Source organism: Chryseobacterium gallinarum (assembly GCF_001021975.1).
GTDB classification, from domain to species: domain Bacteria; phylum Bacteroidota; class Bacteroidia; order Flavobacteriales; family Weeksellaceae; genus Chryseobacterium; species Chryseobacterium gallinarum.
Genome location: NZ_CP009928.1, coordinates 2,543,549 through 2,568,078 on the forward strand (window position 1 = coordinate 2,543,549; position 24,530 = coordinate 2,568,078).

At 37.6% G+C, this 24,530-nt stretch carries 26 protein-coding genes; 2 read left to right on the forward strand and 24 right to left on the reverse strand.

Annotated features, from left to right (window positions below; genetic code table 11):
• Positions 1–99: 99 nt before the first annotated feature.
• The 18 genes from OK18_RS11415 to OK18_RS21465 form a co-directional block, all read right to left on the reverse strand.
• Positions 100–2,001 (reverse strand): DUF4838 domain-containing protein, encoded by a 1,902-nt coding sequence (locus OK18_RS11415; protein ID WP_053328068.1) that lies wholly within the window; start codon positions 1,999–2,001, stop codon positions 100–102.
• The gene (locus tag OK18_RS11420; protein WP_050019493.1) at positions 1,998–2,756 is read right to left on the reverse strand and encodes a hypothetical protein; all 759 of its coding nucleotides are present in this window, start codon (positions 2,754–2,756) and stop codon (positions 1,998–2,000) included. The genes OK18_RS11415 and OK18_RS11420 overlap by 4 nt, the downstream gene beginning before the upstream one ends.
• 156 nt (positions 2,757–2,912) lie before the next feature.
• Positions 2,913–4,292 carry an NADH-quinone oxidoreductase subunit N gene (locus OK18_RS11425; protein ID WP_050019494.1) on the reverse strand — a complete coding sequence of 460 codons (1,380 nt, stop codon included), beginning with the start codon at positions 4,290–4,292 and terminating at the stop codon, positions 2,913–2,915.
• A gap of 16 nt (positions 4,293–4,308) precedes the next feature.
• A complete protein-coding gene (locus OK18_RS11430; RefSeq protein WP_053328069.1) occupies positions 4,309–5,802 on the reverse strand; it encodes a complex I subunit 4 family protein in 1,494 nt (497 codons plus the stop codon).
• A 2-nt stretch (positions 5,803–5,804) separates the two neighbouring features.
• Positions 5,805–7,718: an NADH-quinone oxidoreductase subunit L gene (gene nuoL, locus OK18_RS11435; protein WP_053328070.1), complete on the reverse strand. Its 1,914-nt coding sequence runs from the start codon at positions 7,716–7,718 to the stop codon at positions 5,805–5,807.
• Positions 7,719–7,720: 2 nt separating this feature from the next.
• Complete coding sequence (gene nuoK / locus OK18_RS11440) at positions 7,721–8,050, reverse strand: NADH-quinone oxidoreductase subunit NuoK (protein WP_050019497.1); 330 nt, start codon at positions 8,048–8,050, stop codon at positions 7,721–7,723.
• A gap of 4 nt (positions 8,051–8,054) precedes the next feature.
• On the reverse strand, positions 8,055–8,552 hold the full coding sequence (locus OK18_RS11445; RefSeq protein ID WP_050019498.1) for an NADH-quinone oxidoreductase subunit J family protein: 498 nt from the start codon (positions 8,550–8,552) through the stop codon (positions 8,055–8,057).
• Positions 8,552–9,109, reverse strand: coding sequence for a NuoI/complex I 23 kDa subunit family protein (locus tag OK18_RS11450; RefSeq protein WP_002983553.1), 558 nt, complete (start codon positions 9,107–9,109; stop codon positions 8,552–8,554). The genes OK18_RS11445 and OK18_RS11450 overlap by 1 nt, the downstream gene beginning before the upstream one ends.
• A gap of 117 nt (positions 9,110–9,226) precedes the next feature.
• Positions 9,227–10,291, reverse strand: coding sequence for an NADH-quinone oxidoreductase subunit NuoH (gene nuoH / locus OK18_RS11455; protein ID WP_053328071.1), 1,065 nt, complete (start codon positions 10,289–10,291; stop codon positions 9,227–9,229).
• A gap of 96 nt (positions 10,292–10,387) precedes the next feature.
• Positions 10,388–11,386: a 2Fe-2S iron-sulfur cluster-binding protein gene (locus OK18_RS11460; protein ID WP_050019500.1), complete on the reverse strand. Its 999-nt coding sequence runs from the start codon at positions 11,384–11,386 to the stop codon at positions 10,388–10,390.
• Between the two features lie 41 nt (positions 11,387–11,427).
• Positions 11,428–12,303, reverse strand: a complete 876-nt coding sequence (locus OK18_RS11465; RefSeq protein WP_156173269.1) for a hypothetical protein — start codon at positions 12,301–12,303, stop codon at positions 11,428–11,430.
• Between the two features lie 8 nt (positions 12,304–12,311).
• Positions 12,312–13,670, reverse strand: a complete 1,359-nt coding sequence (nuoF, locus tag OK18_RS11470) for an NADH-quinone oxidoreductase subunit NuoF (RefSeq protein WP_053328072.1) — start codon at positions 13,668–13,670, stop codon at positions 12,312–12,314.
• A gap of 110 nt (positions 13,671–13,780) precedes the next feature.
• Positions 13,781–14,290 carry an NADH-quinone oxidoreductase subunit NuoE family protein gene (locus OK18_RS11475; protein WP_050019502.1) on the reverse strand — a complete coding sequence of 170 codons (510 nt, stop codon included), beginning with the start codon at positions 14,288–14,290 and terminating at the stop codon, positions 13,781–13,783.
• A gap of 104 nt (positions 14,291–14,394) precedes the next feature.
• The gene (gene nuoD / locus OK18_RS11480) at positions 14,395–15,618 is read right to left on the reverse strand and encodes an NADH dehydrogenase (quinone) subunit D (protein WP_053328073.1); all 1,224 of its coding nucleotides are present in this window, start codon (positions 15,616–15,618) and stop codon (positions 14,395–14,397) included.
• A 62-nt stretch (positions 15,619–15,680) separates the two neighbouring features.
• Positions 15,681–16,175 (reverse strand): NADH-quinone oxidoreductase subunit C, encoded by a 495-nt coding sequence (locus OK18_RS11485; RefSeq protein ID WP_050019503.1) that lies wholly within the window; start codon positions 16,173–16,175, stop codon positions 15,681–15,683.
• A 6-nt stretch (positions 16,176–16,181) separates the two neighbouring features.
• A complete protein-coding gene (locus OK18_RS11490; protein WP_002983540.1) occupies positions 16,182–16,742 on the reverse strand; it encodes an NADH-quinone oxidoreductase subunit B in 561 nt (186 codons plus the stop codon).
• 78 nt (positions 16,743–16,820) lie between these two features.
• Positions 16,821–17,192 (reverse strand): NADH-quinone oxidoreductase subunit A, encoded by a 372-nt coding sequence (locus tag OK18_RS11495; protein WP_002983537.1) that lies wholly within the window; start codon positions 17,190–17,192, stop codon positions 16,821–16,823.
• 121 nt (positions 17,193–17,313) lie between these two features.
• Positions 17,314–17,490, reverse strand: a complete 177-nt coding sequence (locus OK18_RS21465) for a hypothetical protein (protein ID WP_167336362.1) — start codon at positions 17,488–17,490, stop codon at positions 17,314–17,316.
• Between the two features lie 142 nt (positions 17,491–17,632).
• Between OK18_RS21465 and OK18_RS21200 the strand changes: the two genes are divergently transcribed.
• On the forward strand, positions 17,633–17,785 hold the full coding sequence (locus OK18_RS21200; RefSeq protein WP_156173270.1) for a hypothetical protein: 153 nt from the start codon (positions 17,633–17,635) through the stop codon (positions 17,783–17,785).
• Between the two features lie 106 nt (positions 17,786–17,891).
• On the opposite strand, the gene OK18_RS11505 is transcribed toward OK18_RS21200, so the two are convergent.
• Positions 17,892–19,025: a GNAT family N-acetyltransferase gene (locus OK18_RS11505; RefSeq protein WP_053328075.1), complete on the reverse strand. Its 1,134-nt coding sequence runs from the start codon at positions 19,023–19,025 to the stop codon at positions 17,892–17,894.
• A gap of 106 nt (positions 19,026–19,131) precedes the next feature.
• Here OK18_RS11505 and OK18_RS11510 point away from each other — a divergent pair, with 106 nt between their 5' ends.
• Positions 19,132–19,842 (forward strand): zinc metallopeptidase, encoded by a 711-nt coding sequence (locus OK18_RS11510; RefSeq protein WP_050019507.1) that lies wholly within the window; start codon positions 19,132–19,134, stop codon positions 19,840–19,842.
• On the opposite strand, the gene OK18_RS11515 is transcribed toward OK18_RS11510, so the two are convergent.
• The 5 genes from OK18_RS11515 to OK18_RS11530 all read right to left on the reverse strand — a co-directional run bounded on the left by OK18_RS11515 (position 19,839) and on the right by OK18_RS11530 (position 24,489).
• The gene (locus tag OK18_RS11515; RefSeq protein WP_053328076.1) at positions 19,839–20,444 is read right to left on the reverse strand and encodes an IMPACT family protein; all 606 of its coding nucleotides are present in this window, start codon (positions 20,442–20,444) and stop codon (positions 19,839–19,841) included. The two genes, OK18_RS11510 and OK18_RS11515, sit on opposite strands and share 4 nt — an antisense overlap.
• 99 nt (positions 20,445–20,543) lie before the next feature.
• Entirely contained in the window at positions 20,544–20,726 is a 183-nt protein-coding gene (locus tag OK18_RS21205) for a bacteriocin-like protein (protein WP_156173271.1), read from the reverse strand.
• 64 nt (positions 20,727–20,790) lie between these two features.
• Positions 20,791–21,816, reverse strand: coding sequence for a bifunctional diaminohydroxyphosphoribosylaminopyrimidine deaminase/5-amino-6-(5-phosphoribosylamino)uracil reductase RibD (gene ribD / locus OK18_RS11520; protein ID WP_050019510.1), 1,026 nt, complete (start codon positions 21,814–21,816; stop codon positions 20,791–20,793).
• Positions 21,817–21,879: 63 nt separating this feature from the next.
• The gene (locus tag OK18_RS11525) at positions 21,880–23,676 is read right to left on the reverse strand and encodes a DUF349 domain-containing protein (protein ID WP_053328077.1); all 1,797 of its coding nucleotides are present in this window, start codon (positions 23,674–23,676) and stop codon (positions 21,880–21,882) included.
• 75 nt (positions 23,677–23,751) lie between these two features.
• Positions 23,752–24,489 carry a shikimate dehydrogenase family protein gene (locus OK18_RS11530; RefSeq protein WP_053329355.1) on the reverse strand — a complete coding sequence of 246 codons (738 nt, stop codon included), beginning with the start codon at positions 24,487–24,489 and terminating at the stop codon, positions 23,752–23,754.
• Positions 24,490–24,530 lie beyond the last annotated feature (41 nt).

The following is a 24,530-nucleotide window of genomic DNA, read 5'->3' on the forward strand; positions in this document are numbered from 1 at the left end:
AACAGATCGTGTATGATTTATATAAGAGTACAAAAAAAACCTTCCAGATGATCTGAAAGGTTTTTGATATAGTGTGTCACTTTTTATAGTTCTAATAGATTAATTATAGCCAGCGCCGTTGATTACGTCTGTTACGTAGGGAGTTATTTTTCTTCCCGTTCCATTTATATTTTCTATTGGAGGATTAAGAGAAAGACAGTCTGTTTGTAAATCATAACATCTGTTTTGTATTTTGCCTTTAGGGGTATTTCCATAATTCCCTCCTCCGTAACGTGTAAAATAGTCGAAGAAATCCTGATTCGTACTTAGTCGATGGGCATAAGTACATGATGCTTCCACTTCTACTTGTTTTAAACAAATCTGTTCTCTTTTTATCGCTGCCCATTCGTTTGAATTTATATTTACTTTTGCCAGAGCATCATCTATATATTGATAAAATTCTTTTAAATGTTTAATGCTGAATAATGTTGTACCTTCAACACTTAATACAGGATTTGCGTGACCAATCATAGATCCGGTACCTCCCATAGAGTTCCAAACACCTGAATTATCATTGTTGGCATATTTTAAAAGAGTCGTAATGTATTGAAACATTTCTTTATAACCAGTTCCATAATAATTTTTACAGAAATCACTGATAATTCCCTCTAAATCATCATCAGGATTCCATAAAAGTCTTGCATAAGCATAAGTATTTAAGCTCCTTAATGCACTATCTTCCGTACTTGAACATTCAGCAAAGAATGAGCTGACTCCCAAAGATTTGTAATATTTTAGATTTTCCTGTAAAATATGGAGTGTAGGAAATGGAAAGAGATAATAAGAGAAATTCACCAGATATTCCCAAATGAACAATTTTCCTCCACTTTGAGACCATTTATAAAGCATCTCTCTATAAGTACCGGCAATCAATTCATTTGAAGAAGCAATTGATTTGATTTTGTTATTAATTGTAGGACAATATATAATCATAACATTAGGCTCAACTTTACCGGCAGGTAGAATATTTCCATTGGAGTATACAGTTTCCACAGTATGAATATGGTCACTTACAACGTAAGAGAGTGTTTTGATAATTTTATCAGGAAATTCTTTTGCCATACGGTTGATGAAAGGAAATAATGTATTTGAGAATCCACCGGGCAGGGCATGTTTGGGGGCACATTCTGAGCATTGGCAGTAATCTGTCATTCCGTCCGGCTGAGAAAGATTCCAGATGGGTTTATCCGGCTTTTCGTCCATTTTTGCTTGCAGCGCTGCTTTTACAATGTCAAAGACTCCAGCCTGGGATAGGCATGGTGCCCTGTGGCATTGTGTCTCAGTCATGAGTTCAGAGGTCCTGCTACCATTGATGTACGGATAATATTCAGGATGCGAGGCAAAATGAGTCTGATATCCAAAAAGCCTTGTAAGATTGTGAACGCTCTCACCGGAATCTTCTAATGCAGCTGGTTGCATCACTTTAATATCCCAATAAGAAAGTTTATTGAAATTGGAGTAGTTTTTACTGTATGCTTCTTGAGATACCACCCATCTATAGGAGAAAGCGGGTTTTTGAATATTAAAATTAAATTTTGTAATGTAAACTTCGGGGAGACTTTTAACCTTGAAGCATTCAATGGGCTGTGCTCCGTTACGGCCTGTTACCATAAGTTTCTTAACTTTCAGATAATTTTCTAAAAAATAACTTACTCCTAACATCAATCCCCTTCTGTTACCATTGATATAAATTTTAGAATCTTTATTGAAAAGGTAAAATTCATCATGATCTAGTAAGATAGTTGATCCAAATACCGTATTTCTGTTAGGACAATTTCCAATGATTATTTCGTGATATTGCGGACTCTCATTATCAGTTATGACAGGTAATGTGATAGAGCATGCCTTGTATATTTCATCATTTAAGAGTTTTACAGCATCCTGGTGAATCTGATCGGGAGACGATGGCTGAACAATTACATAGTTACTTTTTCCATCTTTATAAAATGGTATATTTTTCATATCTGTGTTTTTGTGAGTTTGTATTGGTTTCCTTCTATTGTAAGGATTAAATCATTTCCATTAAAGGCAATATGGCAAACTTCCGGGTCTAAACCTTCTTTGGGAGTTCCCTTTGGAAAAACTAATGACCCCATGTGGGCTTCAGATTTAGGAAGTAACTGATCCAGCCAGCCTTTGGCATTTTTGCTTAAATACCCCAAAGTCAGGTCTTCTTTAGAAGGGTAAAAAGCAGAAGGATAGAGCCCTTCCGTAACACTTAGATTGGAAATATAAAAGTCATTAATATCATCCCCTGTATATAAGGTGAAAATAGGAAAGCTATTTATAAACTGACTGGGATCTATAAACTGAGAGTAGGAAACTCTCTGCCAGCGATTGGTAACTGTTGTAGGATGAACATGATCTATTCCTGAAAATCCTATATTAAAATGATCAATTTCTGATAATGGGAAAACATCAAAAGAAATGGTAAATGTTCTGCCAATTAATTCCTTATTAGCATTGAAATTATGGTTGACATTGGCATAAAATCCTACATTTTTTGATGTACTTTTCATTCGTAAGCATTCCTTGCCATCCTTTTTTTCCAATTTCATTTGCGAAATCTGAGATGGGGTACCTTCTGTGTAATAACCATATTTAAAACGGTCATCAAAATGACTGTATTGACATAGGTTGATGGTGCTAAGCTGTAGATCGTTCAATTTTGAGTCTACATAGGTCTTTATTAATTCAAAGTCGTCTGGTGAAATCATATTTTATTTTTAAATGTTTACAATACGAAGATACCCGAGGATAACGACAGAAGTTGACGTAAAAAAATTAAATTGATTATTGTGAATTAACGTTTCATTTTTCGACAAAAAAAGCACAACTAAAAAGTTGTGCTTCTATATTTTAAAATTCAGATTTTATAGTCCGAACATTCTTGCGAACAAATCCGGGAATATTCCCAGGATAATAATTGCTGCAATGACAACTACGGCAATAATGTTGTAAGTAAGCGTTACTTTCTCTGAAGATTTAAATGTTGATTCTTTAAAGAAAAACATCGCTATGATTAATCTTAAATAGTAAGCGATCGACAGGGCAGACCCTAACACTGCTACCAGTACCAAGAAAGCGGCACCGTTCATCGCTTGGGAGAATAAAGCAAATTTCCCCATGAAACCTGCAGTTAATGGAACTCCTGCCATTGAAAGCATAGAGATGGCAGATGCTGTTGCCAATAATGGTTCTGTTTTGGCCAGTCCTTTGAAGGCTCCGTAAGACGTTTCCCTTTTTAATTTTTCTACCCAGATCAGGCACATGAAAACTCCTACTGTAGATAATGAATAAGCGAATAAATAAAACGCTAAATTATAAGTAGAAAGGCTAGTCATTCCGAAGAATACCAATCCGATGTATCCGGCATGAGACACTGAAGAGTAAGCCAGCATTCTTTTTGCATTCGTTTGAGCAAGACCCATAACGTTTGCTAAAAGTAATGTAATGATTAAGAATACTCCTAAAACATTAATCCACTCATGAGTAACGCCAGCAAATCCGATGGTCATTAATCTGAATAATGCGAAGAATCCTGAGATCTTTACAACACTTGCCATGAAAGCAGTGATCAACGACGGAGAACCTGTATATACATCTGGGCTCCACATGTGGAAAGGCGCTAATGCTACTTTAAATGCCAATGCACAAAGGATTAATAAAACCCCAAGAATGAACATCACATTCGTAGTGTTTGCTACTCCGAAGTCATGGATTTTATATAAATCAAAGCTTCCTGCACTTCCGTAGATAAATGCGATTCCGAAAAGTAAGAAACCTGTTGCGAATGCACCCATTAAGAAATACTTGATGGAAGCTTCATTAGATCTCAGATCAGTTTTGTTGGCTCCGGCCATTACATATAATGGAATTGAAAGGATTTCCACACCCAGGAACATGGTTACTAAGTTCTGGTATCCGAAAAGAACAATCCCTCCACACAATGCAAATAGCATCAAAGAATATAATTCCGACTGGTGGCTTCTGTGGTTGCTGAACGCAAAACCTCCCAGGAAGAATAACAATAAAGTTGTTACGATTGATATTTTAGTGAATAATGCAGCATTGGCACTGTACTCATACATATGCTTGTAATGGTCGAAGAACGAACATTCAGGCATAAAACTTACGTACAATGCGATGATTAATCCCAAAATCCCAATGTATCTTGCGAATTTTCCTTGTTCAAAAACTCCTGAAAATAACGCAATAACTGCCGTTAGGAAAACAATAATTAAAACACTCATTTCTTAAAATATCAAATTAACTTACCATTGATTGGTAGATAAACTTCACTGAACTACTCACCATGTCGATTACCGGTTGTGGGAAAATACCTAATAAGATCACAAAAACCGCTAAACTTGCCAATACGGAAAATTCTACAGCTGATAAATCTTTTGCTGTACTTAAAACCGCTGCATCTCCTTCTCCAAACATTGCTTTTCCGTAGAATCTCAATAAGTACACCGCACAAAGAATTACCGTAAGACCAGCAATTACTGCTGCTGTTCCATTGAAATCATATACTGATTTTAACAGGATAAATTCTCCGATGAATCCATTCGTCAATGGAACTCCCATTGAACCTAATATAATGATCAGAAACAATACGGCAAATTTAGGTGCTACTTTAGCTAAACCACCCATTTGTCTGATGTCTCTTGATTTAAATCTCTTGTATAAAATATCACAACAGTAGAATAACCCCACTACGTTGATACCGTGAGCGAAAGTCTGTACCAAAGCTCCTTCAGCACCTTCCACATTGAAAGTTCCTCTTAAAGTAACTACTGCAGAAGCGAAGATACCTGCTACCATCAATCCTACGTGAGAGAATGATGAATACGCAATGATTCTCTTCATATCCGTCTGGATAATAGCGATCAAAGCTCCGTGAACGATTCCCACGATGGCAAGGATAATTACAATTTGTCCTGAAATTCCTGCAATAGGAAGTGGAGTAATTGGAAGTAAATAACGCATTACACCATATACTGCCATTTTAAGCATGATCCCTGATAACAACATCGATCCCTGAGTAGGAGAGTAGGTATACGTATCAGGCTGCCATGTATGGAAAGGAAATACCGGTAATTTCACTGCAAAAGCAAAGAAAATGAACCAGAATACCACAGTCTGTTGTGTTTCGTTCAGTTGTGCATTATATAGATCCGTTAAAGCGAATGATGCAGAGTGGTTGTACACATAGATCAGTCCGGCTAACATAAATAAAGATCCAACGAATGTATATACGAAGAATTTCGTAGTAAACTCAAACCTTTTATTTTCCTGTCCCCAAAGTCCGGCGATAAACCAAATTGGAATCAAAGTTACTTCCCAGAAAATGTAGAACAATAATCCGTCTAAAGAAGTAAACACCCCCACAAGACCGAATTGCATCAACAGAATCAGTCCGTAGAATGTATTTCTGTAGTTTACACTTTCATTAAATGAAGATAAAATGATGATTGGCGCCAGGATGTTGGTCAACAATAAAAGAAGCATGCTCATCCCATCGATACCGAAGTGAAGAGAGCTCTTCATAAACTGTGACCAAGGATAATTGATCTCATGCTGTAATACGCTGTCTACCGTCGGATTAAAATCAAAATCCGAAAGAATGTAGAAGGTAATAAGCATTTGTACCAATGCAATTCCCAGTGCCAAATATTTGCTGGAGCTATTCTTCCAGGCAAAAACTAATCCCGAACCTACTAGAGGTAATAGTAATAATGTTAATAATAAACAAGACATTATTATTGTAATAAAAAGTTAACAATTAATATAATTCCCACAGCTAAAGACATGATAAGAATATACGTCTCTACATTTCCGTTTTGTACGCGCTTCATAGCTTTTCCGCTGTCTTCAGCACCATCTCCTACAAAGTTTACAAAACGATCCAAGATACCCTTATCAAACATTTTTCCTCCGCGTCCTAATCCTTCAACAGTTTTTACAATCAATGCGTTGTAAAGTTCGTCAACATATAATTTTTTAGCAGAAAGCCTTTCCCATCCGGTATAGCTTTCCTCTGCAACGGCCATCTTTTTCTTTTTCACATAGGTGTTTCTGACAATAAACCATACGGAGAAGAACATAATCACTGTAGCTGCTAATAAGATCATTTCAGTATTGAAATCTACTCCTGAAAGGGTAGCTTCCATCTGGCTGTAGCTTTGTTCCGTAAGAACAGGCTTTAACCATTCCATCAGTTTAGCATAATGTCCGTGGCCGATGAAGTGTGGTAAGTTGATAAAACCTCCTACTACAGAAAGGATAGCCAATACGATCAATGGTAATGTCATATTTGACGGGCTTTCATGTAAGTGGTGTTTTTGTTCTTCAGTCCCTCTGAATTCCCCGTGGAATGTCAAATAGTACAATCTGAACATATACGTTGCAGTCATTGCCGCTAAAACAAATAGAATTACCCAGTAAACCGGGTTTTTAGCGAAAGCTGCTACTAAAATTTCGTCTTTTGAGATCATCCCTGATAATAAAGGGAAACCTGAAATGGCTAATGTTCCGATAAGGAATGTAGCGTGGGTAAGAGGAATATATTTTTTAAGACCTCCCATGAAACGCATATCCTGCTCGTTGCTCATTGCGTGGATTACAGAACCTGCACCCAGGAATAATAATGCTTTAAAGAATGCGTGCGTCATTACGTGGAACATCGCCGTTGTATAAGCGCCAAGACCTAAAGCGATGAACATAAATCCAAGCTGTGAAACGGTAGAGTATGCCAATACTTTTTTGATGTCGTTCTGGCGTAGTGCATAGAATCCTGCCAAAGCAGCTGTTAAGAATCCGATGAATAAAATTCCTCCCTGCACCGTTGGAGCTAATGTAAATAAGAAATTAGATCTTACTACTAAATAGATACCGGCCGTTACCATCGTTGCCGCGTGAATTAATGCAGAAACAGGAGTCGGCCCGGCCATTGCATCCGGTAACCATGTATATAAAGGAACCTGAGCAGATTTACCGGTAGCACCGATGAATAAACTCGCTGTGATAAAGATGATCACTGTTCCGTCTAATTCAAATTTTGAAGCGTTTTCTGCTACAGAAAGGTAGTCTAAAGCATTGGTCTGAGAGGCAATCATAAAGATACCGATTAATAACGCAAGGTCACCAATTCTGTTCATGATGAAAGCTTTTCTTGCCGCTTTACCGTATTCTTCGTTGGTGTACCAGAATCCGATCAACAGGTAAGAACAAAGACCTACACCTTCCCATCCGATGAATAAGATAAGGTAGTTGCTTCCCATCACTAAAAGTAACATGGAGAAGATGAAAAGATTCAGGTAAGTAAAGAACTTATAGAAACCTTTGTCATGACTCATATATCCGATAGAGTATAAATGGATCAGTGAACCGATACCCGTGATGATCATGACCATCATTAAAGAAAGCTGATCAATCTGGAATCCAAAATTGATCTGAACCCCGTTTACTCTAAACCATTCAAAAGCTTTTACGATTACAGGCTGGCTTTCAGAATTAAAATTCATGAAAAGGCTTACAGCAATACAGAATGATCCGAAAACCACTGCAGTTGCCAAAGATCCAACCAATATTTTGGGAAGGTTTTTCCCGAATAAACCGTTAATAAGAAACCCTAAAAGTGGTAAAAGTACTATTGCATATACTAGATTCTCCATTCTTATCCTCTTAATTTATTAAATATACTCACATCTACGGAACGGGTATTTCTGTACAGCATAGCAATAATTGCCAGCCCTACCGCTACTTCAGCAGCAGCTACCACCATAATGAAGAAAACTAAAAGTTGTCCGTCGCCGTTGCCTTTATATGCTGAAAAAGCTGCCAATAAAAGGTTTACAGAATTCAGCATAAGCTCTACACAGCCCAGAATCACAATAGCATTTTTCCTAAGCAATACACCCATCACTCCCAAACTGAACAATACTGAACAAAGGATGATGAAGTAGTCTAAAGGGATGCTTTGTATAAATGTATTTACTTCTCCCATAATTTTATAAATCTTTTTTACCGATTAATACCGCGCCTACAATACCTGCTAAAATAAGGATGGAAGCAAGCTCAAACGGTAAAACATATTCATTAAACAAAAGTCTACCCAGATTTTTTGTAAGACCCACACCTCTGTCTACATTTTCAACTACAATGTGGTTTTCTCTTATTCCTCTGAAAACCCCTAATACTCCTACTAAAAGAAGACCTGCCGTAAAAACTCCGACAAATTTTAAAGTATTGTTCTTCTTACTTTCGTCTGCTTTATTAAGGTTAAGCATCATTAAGATGTAAAGGAAGAGTACCATGATGGCACCTGCGTATACTATAATCTGGATGATTGCCAGGAACTGGGCATTCAAAAGAATGTACATTCCTGCAATTGAAAACATCGTAACAATTAATGACAAAATAGCATATAAAGGATTTCTAGCAAATACAAAATAAACTGCACTTGCCACTGCTAAAAACGCCACCAAGAAAAATAAAAACTGATCCATTATTTTACCGCATTTTTTTGTTTCTCGGATTGTCTTGTTGTGATATCAATCCTTTCATTTATTTTTTCAACTAATTTATCTTTTCCGTAAATGAAAGAACCTCTGTTGGTTTCCACGTCTACCAATCTGTCGGTAAGATAGATGGCAGATTTAGGACAAGCCTCTTCACACATACCGCAGAAGATACATCTCAGCATATTGATTTCATATACTGAAGCATATTTTTCTTCTCTGTAAAGATGTTTTTCCTCTTTGGTTCTTTCAGCAGCAGTCATCGTAATGGCTTCTGCAGGACAAGCTACCGCACAAAGTCCGCAGGCTGTACATCTTTCCCTGCCTTCCTCGTCTCTTTTCAAAACGTGCTGGCCTCTCCAGATAGTTGTTCTTGGCTTCTGTACTTCCGGATACGAATATACTGCGGGAGCACCCTTTATCACGGTTCTTACAGCATGCTTAAATGTAATCCCCATTCCTGTAAAGATTGCAGGAAGGTAGATTTTTTCAGCAAGGGTCATTTCTTTGTTGGAAACAACTTTTGATCTGTTTGTAAGTTTCATTTAATTATAGATATTAGATGTTAGACACCAGATTTTAGACTAATCTTGTCTGTTATCTTAATTTTTAATATTTTTAATCAAACCTTATAGGTTTTTAAAACCTATAAGGTTTAGAATTTAATTTCCAAACGCTAAAATTACAGCTCCTGTAATCAATAGGTTTACCAATGCCATCGGGATTAAAGTTTTCCATCCTAAGTGCATTAACTGGTCATATCTGAACCTTGGAAGTGTCCATCTGATCCACATGAAGATCAAAATTCCGATTACTGTTTTCGCCAAAAATGCTACAATACTCAAAATCCCTGCAGTATTTTCCCCCCAGTTCTGAGTTACCCATTCAATACCAGGATAATTATAACCTCCGAAGAAAAGAACTACCATGAAAGCATTAGAGATAAACATGTTCACATATTCCCCGAACATATACAACCCTAACTTCATGGAAGAGTATTCTGTAGAGTATCCTGTTACCAATTCAGATTCACATTCAGGTAAATCGAACGGGTGTCTGTTCGTTTCAGCTAACGCTGCTACAAAGAATACAAGGAAAGCAACCGGTTGGTAGAAAATATTCCAGTTCATTCCGGAAACCCAAGGAATGATTCCCCATAGTTTCCCATGCGTCTGGTTTTCAGTAATTACTTTTAAATCTAAACTTCCGGACATCATAATGATAGAAAGAAGGGCCAATCCCATTGCCAGTTCATAGGAAATCATCTGAGAAGAAGCACGGATAGCACCTAATAATGAATATTTGTTGTTCGAAGCCCAACCTCCGATCATAATTCCGTATACTCCGATAGAAGCCATTCCGATGATGAAAAGTACACCAACGTCAATGTTCGCCACTTGAAGATCAAAAGAAGTACCTGCAATATTTAAACTTTTACCCCAGGGAATAACTGCTCCTGTGATCAATGAAATAAACATTACTAAAGCCGGTCCCAATACGAAAAGGAATTTTTCAGCATTGGCAGGCGTAAAGTCTTCCTTGAAGAAGAATTTTCCACCATCAGCAAGAGGTTGCAGTAATCCGAAAGGTCCTGCTCTGTTCGGACCGATTCTATCCTGCATGATAGAGGCCACTTTTCTTTCTGCCCATGTAGAGTAGGCCGCAATCGTCAACGACAGCAGGAAAAGTGCTAGTACAAGTATAAGTTTAAATGTAAGTAAATCCATTTTTTGTTGTAAAGATTTTTAGATGTGAGATGTCAGATACTAGATATGAGGTTAAGTCTGATTCTTGTGTCTGAAATCTAATTGTCTTTATTAAAATTATTTTTCGTCTTTTTCACTGATTTCTTTAGCCATCGGATTGTCTAAAACTCTTAGCTCATCTTTTGGTTTTTCGTAGTGATTCAATGAAATTACAGAGTGTCTGTCGATATGTCTCGGACCTTCAATATTCCAGTCTGATAATGCTTTTCTTTCAAAACGGCATGTATCACAGATGAATTCTTCCACTTCACCCCATTGGTCTTTTCTTGCAGTAACCCTTACAATTTCGTCACCTTTCATCCAGACTACCGTTTTTCCTGAGCATTTATCACATTTGCAAGATGCGTTCATTGGTTTTGTAAACCATACTCTGCTGGCAAAACGGGCTGTTCTGTCTGTTAATGCTCCTACAGGACAAACGTCTATAACATTTCCGATGAAGTCATTATCCAAAGCCTTATTTAAATAGGTAGAAATTTCAGCATGATCTCCTCTGAAAAGGATGCCGTGTTCTCTTTCACCTGTCAGTTGATTGGCTGCTAATACACATCTCGCACAAAGAATACAACGGTTCATATTCAGTTTGATGTGTGGCCCGAGATCATCAGCATCGTAAGTATTTCTTTCGAATTCTGTTCTTGTGTTTTCCACACCATGCTCATATCCTAAATCCTGAAGATGACATTCTCCTGCCTGGTCACAGATAGGGCAATCCAGCGGGTGATTTACCAGTAAGAACTCTGTAACAGCTTTTCTTCCTTCCTGAGCTTTCTCAGAAGTAAGGTTTTTTACTTCCATACCGTCCATTACATTGGTTCGGCAGCTTGCCACCAATTTCGGCATAGGACGCGGATCTGCTTCTGATCCTTTGGAAACTTCCACAAGACAAGTTCTACATCTCCCGCCACTGGTTTCCAATTTACTGTAGTAGCACATTGCAGGAGGTACAGATTTTCCACCGATTTGTCTCGCCGCTTCCAATATAGAAGTACCAGGCATAACTTCAGTAGTCTGTCCGTCTATCGTTATTTTGAATTTTTTAACTTCTTCGCTCATATTGTATGCTTTAAGCTTTATGCATTAAGCAATAGGCTTTGTTATTTATATTTTTTCGTATTAAATGTATATCCAATTCCGGCAAGAACCTGTCCGAAAACAAAATCCTGCTGAGCCTTATCCGGTTTATTGTTCAATGTAGTTTTAATATCCCACATATTGATATAACCGGCTTTCCCTTCTAATCTTACCATCACATGATTCCAGAGAACCAGGTTAAGGCTGGCGCGTATGTCAGTTCCAAGACCTGCCACATGAAAACGGTCACTTCTTTCATTTCCAAAAAGCTTTACATTACTTTTTGGAAACATAAATCCGACTCCGGCTCCGTAAGACCATACTAAATCAACATTCTTTTTGTTGATAAGACTCTGATATCTTTCAAGACCCAGGTTCTCATAATTAAGTCCGTCCGTATGTTCAAAAGTAAGGAACTTCTCATCTGCCAGGTTCACCTGGCCATTTTGTGCCATTTTCTGATATTCAGGATCTGAAATATGCCCTTTGAAGTTGACCGTCTGGTTCTGGTCCATTACATATTTCATATGATCAATTCCCAGAACAAGTGCCAGATTATCTTTGATAAAATAACCCGCTCTGAAATTGTACTGAACCACTGTAAACCATCCCGGATTGATATAAACAATACCAAATTTGGTAGGTCTGTCGTGAGCCGTTACATTATTCAGCTGAAAATCATAGCCGTTTCCCTTAAAATGGATATCAGAATTGCTGTAAGCAGCCCTGTTCCATCCAAAGAATACGAACATCTGACCTTTTTTGCTCAAAGGTTCTGGTTTTGTATAAGCAGGTGCTTTAAAAATCTCTGCATTATTTTCTAATTTTAAAGAATCCTTCTCTTTTTGCCCAAAGACAAAATTCGACATCATTAAGCCGACAACCAATAATTTTTTCATTTTTTCACCTATGCGTTCTTTTCAACAGCCGGAATAGGATCTGCATAATGTGCTAATCCATAATTTTGTGTCAGACACAGTTCTGGGTTTTTCACGTGCCACTCAAATTCATCTCTGAAGTGACGGATTGCTGCTGCAACCGGCCAAGCTGCTGCATCACCCAATGGACAAATCGTGTTTCCTTCGATTTTTCTCTGGATATCCCAAAGTAAATCGATGTCTTCCATTTTTCCTTGTCCGTTTTCTATTTTCTTTAAAATTTTATACATCCATCCCGTACCTTCACGGCAAGGGGTACATTGCCCACAACTTTCGTGGTTATAGAATCTTGCTAAAGTCATGGTGTGTTCTACAATACACTGGTCTTCATCCAAAACGATGAAACCTCCTGAACCCATCATAGTTCCGGTAGCAAAACCACCGTCTGCCAATGATTCGTAGTTCATATATCTAGGCTCTCCATTTACGGTTCTCAACAATAAATTGGCTGGAACAATCGGAACAGAACTTCCTCCGGGAATACAAGCCTTTAATCTTTTTCCGTCTTTAATGCCACCACAATATTCATCAGAGTAGATGAATTCTTCTACCGTAATGGTCATGTCGATTTCGTAAACCCCAGGTTTGTTGATATTTCCACAAGCAGAAATCAATTTTGTTCCTGTAGATCTTCCTACACCGATTTTAGCATACTCAGCACCTGTAATATCAATGATCGGAACAATGGCTGCAATAGATTCAACATTGTTTACCACTGTTGGTCTTTCCCAAAGCCCTTTTACAGCCGGGAATGGCGGTTTTAACCTTGGATTTCCTCTTTTTCCTTCAAGAGACTCAAGCAAAGCGGTTTCTTCACCGCAGATGTATGCTCCGGCACCTCTCTGTACATAGATTTCAAGATCGAAACCGGTTCCTAAAATATTTTTACCTAAAAAACCTGCCGCTTTTGCCTCTTCAATAGCCTCTTCCAGGATATCCGGAATCCATGAGTATTCTCCACGGATGTAGATATAGGAAGTATTGGAACCTAAGCAGTAGGATGAAATGAGCATTCCTTCAATCAGCAGGTGAGGAAGGAATTCCATCAGATACCTGTCTTTAAACGTTCCTGGCTCAGATTCATCCGCATTTACCACAAGGTGTCTTGGAACCCCTTCAGGTTTTGCCAGAAAGCTCCATTTCATTCCTGTCGGGAATCCGGCTCCACCACGACCTCTTAATCCTGAAGCTTTTACTTCTTCAAGAATTTCGTCAGGAGTCATTTTCAAGGCTTTTTCAGCAGCTGTGTAACCTCCTTGTCTACGGTAGGTTTCAAAGTAACGGATGCCTTCTATATGTGCGTCTTTAAGTAAAAGTTTTTTACTCATTGTTTATTATGCTTTTAGCTATTGGCTTTTGGCTTCTAGCTTTTTATAATTATTAAAAAAATTAACCGAGTTTAAATCCAAAATTCAAAATTAAGGATCCAAAATCTTTATTAGTCCAAAGCAACTTGTCCCTGTCTGCAAAGCTCAAGGATTTCGTCTACTTTTTCTATCGTTAAATTTTCATGAAAGAACTTTCCAAGCTGCATCATGGGTGCATATCCGCAAGCTCCAAGACATTCTGCAGGCTTTAGTGTAAACATTCCGTCTTCAGTAGTTTCTCCGTCCTTAATGTTCAGTTTCGTTCTGATATGGTTAAGAATTTTTTCGCTGCCGGATACCATACAAGGCCCTGTTCTGCAAACTTCCAAAACATATTTACCTACCGGCTTCATATTGAACATCGTATAGAAAGTAGCTACTTCGTATACCTCAATCGGTTTGATACTTAATAGTCCGGCAACATAATCCATCACAGGAACATCTAACCATCCCCCGAATTCTTTCTGTGCCAGGTGAAGTACAGGAATAAGGGCAGACTTCTGTCTTCCTTCAGGATATCTTGCGATAATTTTGTGTACCTGTGCTAAACTTTCCGGTTTAAAAGCTATTGTTTCGCTCATTTTTTATCTAAGATTTCAGATGTCAGATTTCAGACATCAGATTTTAAATTTATATGTAAAGCTAAGTGTCTAACATCTGAAATCAGATGTCTGACATCTTATTTTTATGCGTCTAATTCTCCCGCAATAATGTTCATACTACACATCGTTACAATGGCATCCGAAATTACAGAACCTGTAATCATTTCAGGATATGCCTGGTAGTAGATAAAACATGGTCTTCTGAAGTGAAGCCTGTATGGGCTTCTTCCTCCGTCGCTTACAAGATAAAAACCTAGTTCCCCGTTACCTCCTTCTACAGCATGGTATACTTCTCCTTTCGGTACATCCGTTTCTCCCATTACAATTTTGAAATGGTAGATCAATGCTTCCATTTTTTGGTATACATCTGCCTTTTCAGGAAGATAGAAATCAGGAACATCCGCGTGGAATGGTCCTTCAGGAAGGTTTTCGTATGCTTGTTTAATGATTTTAATTGATTCCCAGACTTCTTGTTGACGTACCATGAAACGGTCGTAAGTATCTCCGGACGTTCCTACCGGAATAATGAAGTCGAAGTCCTGGTATGAAGAATAAGGCTGTGCAACTCTCACATCATAATCTACTCCTGCTGCACGTAAATTGGGACCTGTAAAACCGTAGCTTAATGCTCTTTCGGCAGAAATTGCTCCTGTACCAATGGTTCTGTCCATGAAAATTCTATTTCTTTCCAATAGGGTACAGAATTCTTTAAATCTTGGTGGGAAAGTCTTTAAGAAGTCTTTGATCAGCTCATGGAATTTAGGAGTGAAATCTCTTTCAAATCCTCCGATTCTTCCCATATTGGTAGTCATCCTCGCACCGCAGATCTGCTCATACATATCATAAATACGTTCTCTTTCGATGAACATATAGGTAAGACCTGTAATTGCTCCCGAGTCCATTCCGGTTACCCCGTTACAAATCAGGTGATCCCCGATTCTTGCCAGCTCCATCAGGATAACACGCATATAGTCCACACGTTTTGGAACTTCAACACCAATCAGTTTCTCTACTGTCATGTGCCAACCTAAATTGTTGATTGGTGCAGAACAATAGTTCATACGGTCAGTAAGGGTAGTGATCTGGGCATAATTTCTTCTTTCAGAAATTTTCTCAAATGCTCTGTGGATGTATCCTACAGTCTGCTCAGCATGCAGGATTCTTTCCCCGTCCATCGTTAAGATATTCTGGAAAATCCCGTGAGTGGCAGGGTGGGTAGGTCCTAAATTGAGGGTATATAATTGTCCGTCAATCTGTTCCTTACTTTCGTACTGGTTTAATATATTAGATAATGAGTTATCTTTCATAATGATTGCTTTTAGCTATTTGCTTCTGGCTATTGGCTAGCTGCCATTGGCCATTCGCTTTTTTATCTTCCGAACATGCTATCATCCTTGTCGGTTCTTGTACCATCTTCAAGGCGATATTCCTTCAACATAGGGTGGTATCCGAGATCTTCCATATTCAAAATAGGTCTTAGATCCGGATGTCCTTTAAATTTAATCCCATAAAAATCATACGTTTCCCTTTCCATCCAGTTGGCTCCGGCATACAGATCCGTAAGAGAATCCACTTCAATATTTTCCCTGGACATAAAGATTTTCAGACGCAATCTGAAATTGGTCATCATATTATGCAGATGATAAATAACGCCTATTTCTTTATCCGGGAATTCAGGATAATGTATTCCGCATATATCCGTAAGAAAGTTGATTCCCAACGTTGAATCTTTAAGATAATGGATGATTTTCTTGATGTCTTCTTTCTTCACTTCGATCGTCAGCATTCCATAAGGTTCTGAGCTTGAAATAACAGATTCCGGAAATTCTCTTGTGATTGCTTCTAATACAAATTCGTTTGTCATTTCCGTTTAGTTGCTTATGTTATAAGAATCTAATAATTTCTGATATTCAGGCATATCTCTTCTTCTGATGCTTTCGCTTTCTGCAAGAGCCTGTACCTGCATTACTCCTTCAATGATCTGTTCAGGTCTTGGCGGGCATCCCGGAACATAAACATCTACCGGAATAATTTTATCAATTCCCTGAAGTACGGAATAGGTATCAAAAATACCGCCGCTGGAAGCACATGCTCCTACTGCTACCACCCATTTTGGCTCAGCCATCTGAGTGTACACTTCTTTTAGGACCGGTCCTAATTTCTTTGATATAGTTCCGCAAACCATCAGCATATCCGCTTGTCTTGGTGAAAAAGAGTTTCTTTCCATACCAAATCTTGAAGCATCATATGTTGGGTTCAGGGTAGCCATAAACTCGATACCACAACAAGAGGTTGCAAATGGCAATGGCCAAAGCGAAAACTTTCTTGCCATACCGATTACACTGCTCAGTTTTGTTGCGAAAAAACCTTCTCCTTCATATCCTTCGGGAGCAGGTGCATCTGTTCTTATTACTGGTTTTTTATCTGACATTTTCTTTGATTTTAGATTTTGAATTATCAATGCTGGATTATTGATTCAAAATCCATCATTCAAAATTCACAATTACTTTTATTTATCCCAATCTAACGCACCGCGTTTCCAGACATAGAAAAACGCCATGAAGAAAATTGCAACAAAGGTAAGTACCGCCAGGAATCCTTCCATTCCGAATTCTCTGAAGTTTACCGCATAAGGATAAAAGAATACGATTTCAATATCGAATAGTACGAACAATACCGCAGTCAGGAAGTACTTGATAGAAAACGGTGTTCTCGCATTTCCTTCTACAGGAACCCCACATTCCCAGCTTTGGTTTTTTACAGAGTTCCCCTTTTTCTGCTGTGGACCTAAGAAATGCGCTCCAAGCAAGGAAACTGCTACAAATCCTACTGCTACACCAGCCTGGATAAGGATTGGAATATAACTTTCAGGTAAATTCATTTTTGCATTATTATCTCAATTTGCAAATTTAACGAATAAACAATAAAGCATGAAATTTATCAGCTTAAAAGTAGGATGAAAATAGGGAAAACCGATAATTTAGAATCAATAAAAATAAGACTTATTTCTTCATTTTCTTGAGGAGAGAATAGGCCATGAAAGAGATGTATCCAAAAAGAACACTGGCATAAACAATGTTCACCGCTGTATTCGTCTTATCATCCTGGGACTGGAAAAATAAATTGTAAGCAATAAATCCTGCAATTAAAATGGCGAAGATAATGAGTTGTGGTTTCATATTTTCAAAGGTATGAAATTTATAATTGTAAGTTTTTCCAGTCTTAGAATTCTGTCTGGGATATGCGTGATGAATTCACTGCTTTTTTCCATTCTTTCTATAGCGTAGCATAAAAATTAAAAAGCTGATCTCAAAGGTATACATGGAAACAATTCCGGTTGTCTGCAACGCTTTTGAAAGGGGAATAATAAAGCCTGTTTTTAAAGAAATGAGTGTGGCAGCAACGGCCATAAACTCTACCAGATCCGTTGATAATTTGGCAAAAGATGAGATAAGCATTAAAATAACCGAATAATGACCATCTTTTCTGATTAAAATGGCCAAAGCTATAAAGATAAGTATTGATGGAATCAGATAAATGGCTGCTTATCAGATTTACCATGATAGTCAGATTTTTAGAGTTACCATTCTTTGGATGAAATGGAGTAAGTTCTTCTTCTTTTGTGGTTGACGGGATTATAATCCTGCCATAGTAATTGGATGCTCTTATTTTCTTCTAATTCAGGATTGGTTTCCAGGAATTTTACTCCTTTTTTCTTAAAAACATCAAAAATTTCTTTGAAAATAATGGAAGTTACTCCCCGTCTCTGGTAATCAGGATGTATTCCTATCAAATAAAAATTAGCCCTGTCATTTTTCCTTCCGGCTTTTAAAAAATGCCACCATCCGAAAGGGAGAAGTTTTCCTCCGGACTTTTGTAAAGCTCTGGAATAAGACGGCATCGTAATAGCGAACGAAATAAGGTTGTTATGTTCATCAACGATACAAACGATAAAATCTTTGTCAATCAGTTTGAAATACTTTTCTTTATACGTTTTACGCTGTTCATCGGAAATAGGAGTATAGGTGGAAAGATGCTTGTAGGTTTCATCCAAAAGATCAAACATGGCATCCACATATTGTAGAATTTCTTCTTTTGTTTTAAATCTTAAAACCTTCAGTTTATATTTTTCTAAAATTAACGCGTTGAATTTATGGATCTTATCAGGCAGTGAATCCGGAAATTTAATTTCAAATTCCACCCATTCTTTTTCTTTTGTCAGTCCAAGTTTTTCAAGATGTTTAGGATAATATTCATGGTTGTAAATCCCGATCATGGTAGCCAGCTGGTCGAAACCTTTGATGAGCATTCCTGCTTTATCCAGATTGGTGAAGCCCATAGGGCCTTCAATTTTATCAATGTTTTTCTCCCTGGCATAATCAACAGCTTTTTGCAGTAAGGCTTTGGAAACTTCTTCATCATCAATGAAATCAAGCCATCCGAAACGCACTTTTTTAATGCCTAATTCCTTCTCTTCTTTATGGTTAATAAGAACAGCAATTCTTCCTACAATCCTGTCATTTTTATAGGCCAGATATTGCCTGGCTTCAGAATATTGAAGGGCAGGATTCTCATTCGCATTCCAGATGTTGATTTCGTCATTGATAAAGGAAGGTACATAATAGGGATTATCTTTGTACATATCCATTGGAAACCTTACGAATTGCTTGAGTTGACTGGCTGTTTTTACTTCAGTAATTGAAATCTGAGACATGATTTAAGGGGGTAAATTTAAGGACAAATATAAATAATAAAATCTTATACTTTGGCACAGTTTTTATATCATTATGGATAAAAATTAAACACAAAATCTATATAAAATGACGGTCTATTATATCATTATTGGGGTTTCAATGTTGGTGAGCTGGTGGGTTTCATCGAGATTGAAATCTAAATTTGAATATTATTCCAATGTACATCTCCGAAACGGCCTTTCGGGAAAAGAAGTAGCGGAAAAAATGTTGAGAGATAACGGGATCAATGATGTTCAGGTAATATCAGTTCCGGGGCAGTTGACGGACCACTATAATCCGGCAGATAAAACAGTAAACCTTTCAGAAGGTGTCTACATGCAGAGAAATGCAGCCGCAGCGGCAGTGGCAGCCCATGAATGTGGCCATGCTGTGCAGCATGCAGTAGGGTATTCGATGCTCAATTTACGTTCAAAACTGGTTCCTATCGTTAATATAAGTTCTAATCTGATGCAGTTTGTCCTTATAGCTGGTATTGCGATAATGGCAGCATCAAGAAGTATTGAAAATCCTAATGGAAATACAACGGTACTGGCGATAGGGGTAGCAATGTTTGCCGTGACAACGCTTTTCGCTTTTGTAACGCTTCCGGTGGAATATGATGCGAGCAACAGGGCGATGAAATGGCTTAAGGATACCGGAACTGTAACTCAGGAGGAATTTGTAGGCGTGCAGGATAGTTTAAAATGGGCAGCACGAACTTATGTGGTAGCTGCTTTAGGATCCTTGGCTCAGCTTCTTTACTGGGGGTCTTTACTTCTCGGTGGAAGAAGGGATTAATCTTTAAATTCAAATGAAACATATTGCATCTCGGATAGCTTTTCCGAGATGTTTTCTTTTTGTGCCAGTTTTAATGAAGCGGTAAGGATACAGTTTTCATTCGCATCAAAATTCAGAACCCTGGCATCAAATTTTGAAAGTAGGGTAAATATGATATTCTGCTGATTAAAATTGAATTGTATTTCAATTTCAGTTTCCAGTTCTTTAACAATGATATTGGCTTCTTCCAGGGTGATTTTTGCAGATTCCTTATACGCTTTTACCAAACCGGACACCCCCAGTTTGGTGCCACCGTAATAACGTACTGAAATGACAAGAACATTTGTGATCTCGTTAGCCAGTAATTGGTTGTAGATGGGTAAACCTGCACTGCCGGAAGGTTCTCCGTCGTCATTGGCTCTGTAATTTTCTCCCTGTAAACCCATTCTGAAAGCATAGCAATGGTGGGTAGCTTTAGGATGCTCTTCCCTTACCTTATCCAAAGCATGTTTCAGTTCTTTTTCATTATTTACGGGAAAGGCAAATCCGATAAACTTGCTTCCTTTTTCTTTTAAGAGTGTATTTTCTATGGGTTTTTCTATGGTTTTGAATTCAAACGTCATCTGGAGTCCGGCTTTGTATCTGCAAAAATATTAAATGCTTTATTAAAAAGAAATAAACCGCCAAAAATTTGACGGCTTATATAGTTCTATGATTTAAAATCACTTGTTTCCTTCACAAAAATCTAATGGAAGACGACACCTGTAGCTGGTAGGTCCGCAAAAATCAGTTGGGCAAAAATCCATACATATTGTGGGCTCTCCGTTAGGTAAGGTGCATGCCACAAATCCTCCTCCTTTAATGTTTTTTAGTCCATTTCTGGATACCTTTTTTAAGTTTCTCATGATTATATTTTTTTTGGTTGGTCTAATATATGAAAAATTTATTTAATTCAAAATCAGTAATTTATCATTTTGAAGTATAAAAGGAAACAGAATTGTCTCTGTAGTTTTCTATTTTATTGGCCGTGTGATTGAACTGAGGAGCTTTGGTTCCGTTTTTCAGCCTCAGGTTTTCATTTTTAATGACTATAGCTTCATCCCATAGACCCGCATCAATAAATTGTTGCAGAGTGAAACGCCCGCCTTCGATGATGACAGACTGTATCTGCTCTTTGTACAGGGCATTCATCAAATCAGGCAGAAAATTTTCTTTTCTGATTTTTATGAACCGGATGTTGTCTTTACTTTCTTCTTTTGTAGAATTTAAAACCAGTGTTTTCGCTTCCTTATTGTAAATATTGAAATTTTCGGGAACTTTTAAATCAAAGTCGATCAAAATCCTGACTGGGTTTTCTCCTTCCACATTTCGAACGGTTAAGCTGGGATTATCATTTAATGCAGTCTGTGTTCCTACTAAAATAGCATGTTCATCTGCTCTTAATTGATGAACCCATTGATTGACCAATGTATTTGAAATGGAAGTGGGCTTAAAATCTTTATCCAGATAGCCATCGCCGGATTCTGCCCATTTTAAAATAATATAAGGTCTTTTCTGCTCATGATAAGTGAAAAACCTTTTATTCAGTTCAATGCATTCTTGTTCAAGAATTCCTGAAATAACTTCAATACCGGCATCCTGAATAATTTTTTTGCCTTTTCCGTTTACTTTATCATGAGAATCCATTGCACCTATAACCACCTTTTTGAAGCCCAGTTCTTTAATTTTTAATGCACAAGGCGGAGTTTTGCCATAATGTGCACAAGGTTCCAGTGAAACGTAAATAGTTGATTCTGGGATAAGATCTTTATTTTCAACGGAATTAATGGCATTGATTTCGGCGTGATTTTCTCCGGCTTTGTGATGATAACCTTCTCCAATGATTTTTCCGTTGTGAACAATCACGCTTCCTACCAGCGGATTGGGATAAGTCCTGCCTAAAGCTTTCCGGGCGAGCCCGATACATCTTTTGATATATAATTCGTCGTTATTCATATCTGTAAAAAGAAAAAGCGAAGACAAATTGCTTTGCTCCGCCTTTATTTATTTTTTTGAGATTTATTCTCCGGCAATAATATTGTGGAGATTCTGCTTTAATGTTTCCAAATGGGCTTTCTTTTCGTCAATCGTATTATAGGTATCTTTCAACAGAGGATTTTCTCTTGAAGATTTGTTGAAGAACGAAAGGTTGTTTTCCAATTTCACAATTTCGGCTTCAAGATCAGCAATCTGGTTTTTGATTTTCCTTGCTTTATCGGTAAGCTGGTTTTCAGATAAGCCTTCTTCTTTTAATTCAAGTTCATTGATCTTATTGATTTTCAGCTTTTCTCTTAGTGTCTTATTGAACTCGGAATTGATTGAGATTTTATCTCTTGGAACTTTACCGATATTATTCCATGCCGTTTTGATGGCTTCAATTTTCTCAATACTTCCTTCTTCGTTGGAAACTTCTTTAAGTTCATCAAGAAGAGCTTTCTTATTTTTATAGTTTTCCTTCCAGTTGTCGGTGGAGGTATTGCTTTTTTCCCTGTAATTGTTGAAAAAGGCATTGCATGCATCACGGAACTCATCCCAGATTTTATTGGTCATGCTCTTAGGAACATGTCCTATTTTTTTCCAGTCTTCCTGAAGCTTTTTGAATAACGGAACAGCAATGTCCCATTCTTCATTGTTCATGTTGTCTTTTGCTGTCTGAATGAGCTTTAATTTCTCTTCCAGATTGGTCTGCTGAGAGCCTTTTAATGATTTATAATAATTGTTTTTTATTGTATTAAAGCCTCTGAGCGTTGTTTTGAACTCATTCCAGTTTTGATTGGACAGTTTTCTGGGAACGCTTCCTGTTTTTAAGAATTCGGAACGCAGATCCTCAACTCTTCTGATGGCGTTCTGCCAGTAACTATGATTGGGTGTTTCTGAAGGTTCGGAAAGCTTTTTGATCTCAGCAATGATCTGATTTTTCTTCTCCAGGTTTACTGCTTGTTCCTGCTCAATGGCAGCAGAAAGCTCAGATTTTCTCTCGTGGATTTTATTGGAAATTTCTTTGAACTCTTCCCATGTTTTTTCACGGAATTCTTCAGCAACGGGTTCCGCTTCTTCTTTCCATAGTTTATGAAGATACTGAAGCTCGTTGAGTGCTTTTTGAATCACCGGTTCGTTTTCCAGTTCCCTAGCACGGGCAATAATGTGCTGCCTTTTCTCCAGGTTGTGGCTGTATTCCTGCTCCAGGAATTCTTTATTCAGATCCAGCATTTGGTAAAACTGATTCAAATGATGGAAGTAATTATTGTTGAGAATTTTGAATTCAGATTTTGCAACCTGTCCGGCTTTGGACCATTCTTCCTTGATCTCGCGGATAGATTTGAAAAGGTTAACACCCGGTTCAGAGCTGGTATATAGATTTTTAAGTCTTTCGATAATATTTTGACGGTGCTCAAGGTTTTTTTTCTGTTCTTCTTCCTGTCCTTTCTGGAAATTGTCATGTTTTTCCCTGAAAATATTAATCAAAGCAGAAAGTTTGGCCTGGGAAGGATGTTCATAGCTGAAATTTTCAGGAGCGTTTCCGGCTTCTACGTATTCATGCTTTTTATCTTCCACTTCATCATGGATGTAATGACTTGCTTTCTCCTTCAGCTGGTTGAACCTTTTAAAATTCTCACCGGCATTGGGAGTGTTAATGATTTTTTCCATTTCTTTTAAAGCATCTGCTAAAGAAATTTCTACATCATCATGCTCTTCATGTTCTGTATCATCTTCATGCTGATTTACATCAGGAGATGATGTGTTTTCTGATGTTTCTTGAGATACTTCGTTAGGATTCTTTTCTTCGTTTTCAGAAAGATTGTTTTCTGTAATCATAGCAAATCTTTTATGTGATGTGGCGTTAATATCCTCCAAATATAGCTGTAAAGCCAATTAAAGTACTAATTTATGTTATTTTTTTTGAAAATTCCAAATTTCCCATGCTTTTTCTGCTTGCTGCTCAAGCATGTAGTAGCCGTTTACTGTTTTGGCTCCTTTTTCTGAAGCATTGATGATAAATTGTGTATAATTGGGGTTATATATCAAATCAATGACCAGATGCTCAGAGGAAAGTCCGTCAAAAGGAAAATTCAGGCAATCTTCGACATTAGGGAAGGTGCCTACCGGGGTGCACTGTATAATAATTTTGTATTGCTGAACCGTTTTCTTATCCAGGGTTTCAAAATTAATTTCCGTATTCCTGGAAATGGTTTTTGAAGGGATGTTATATTTATCCAAAACATATTTTACGGCTTTTGCAGCTCCGCCATTTCCTAAAATCAGGGCTTTGTCCTGGGAAGGTTTTTTGTGAAGAAGCAATGTTTTTTCAAAACCGAAGGCATCCGTATTGTATCCTGTTTTCTTTCCGTTACGAACCAGCACACAATTGACAGCGCCTATTTTTTCAGCCTCATCACTAAGTTCATCAAGGTAATCTATAATTTTTTCTTTATAAGGAATCGTAACATTGAATCCTAACAGTTCAGGGGATGAAAAAAGATTCTCCACTTCATTGATGTCGTTTAAATCAAAAATATCGTAAGAAAAGCCTTTTAACATAAGTTTCTGGAACTTATTTTCGAAAAATTTTTTAGAAAAAGAATAGGAGATATTTCTTCCTATCAACCCTAATTTTTTATTGGAATCCATGTGATCAAAAATAAAAAAAAGACCGGAAAAATCCGGCCTTT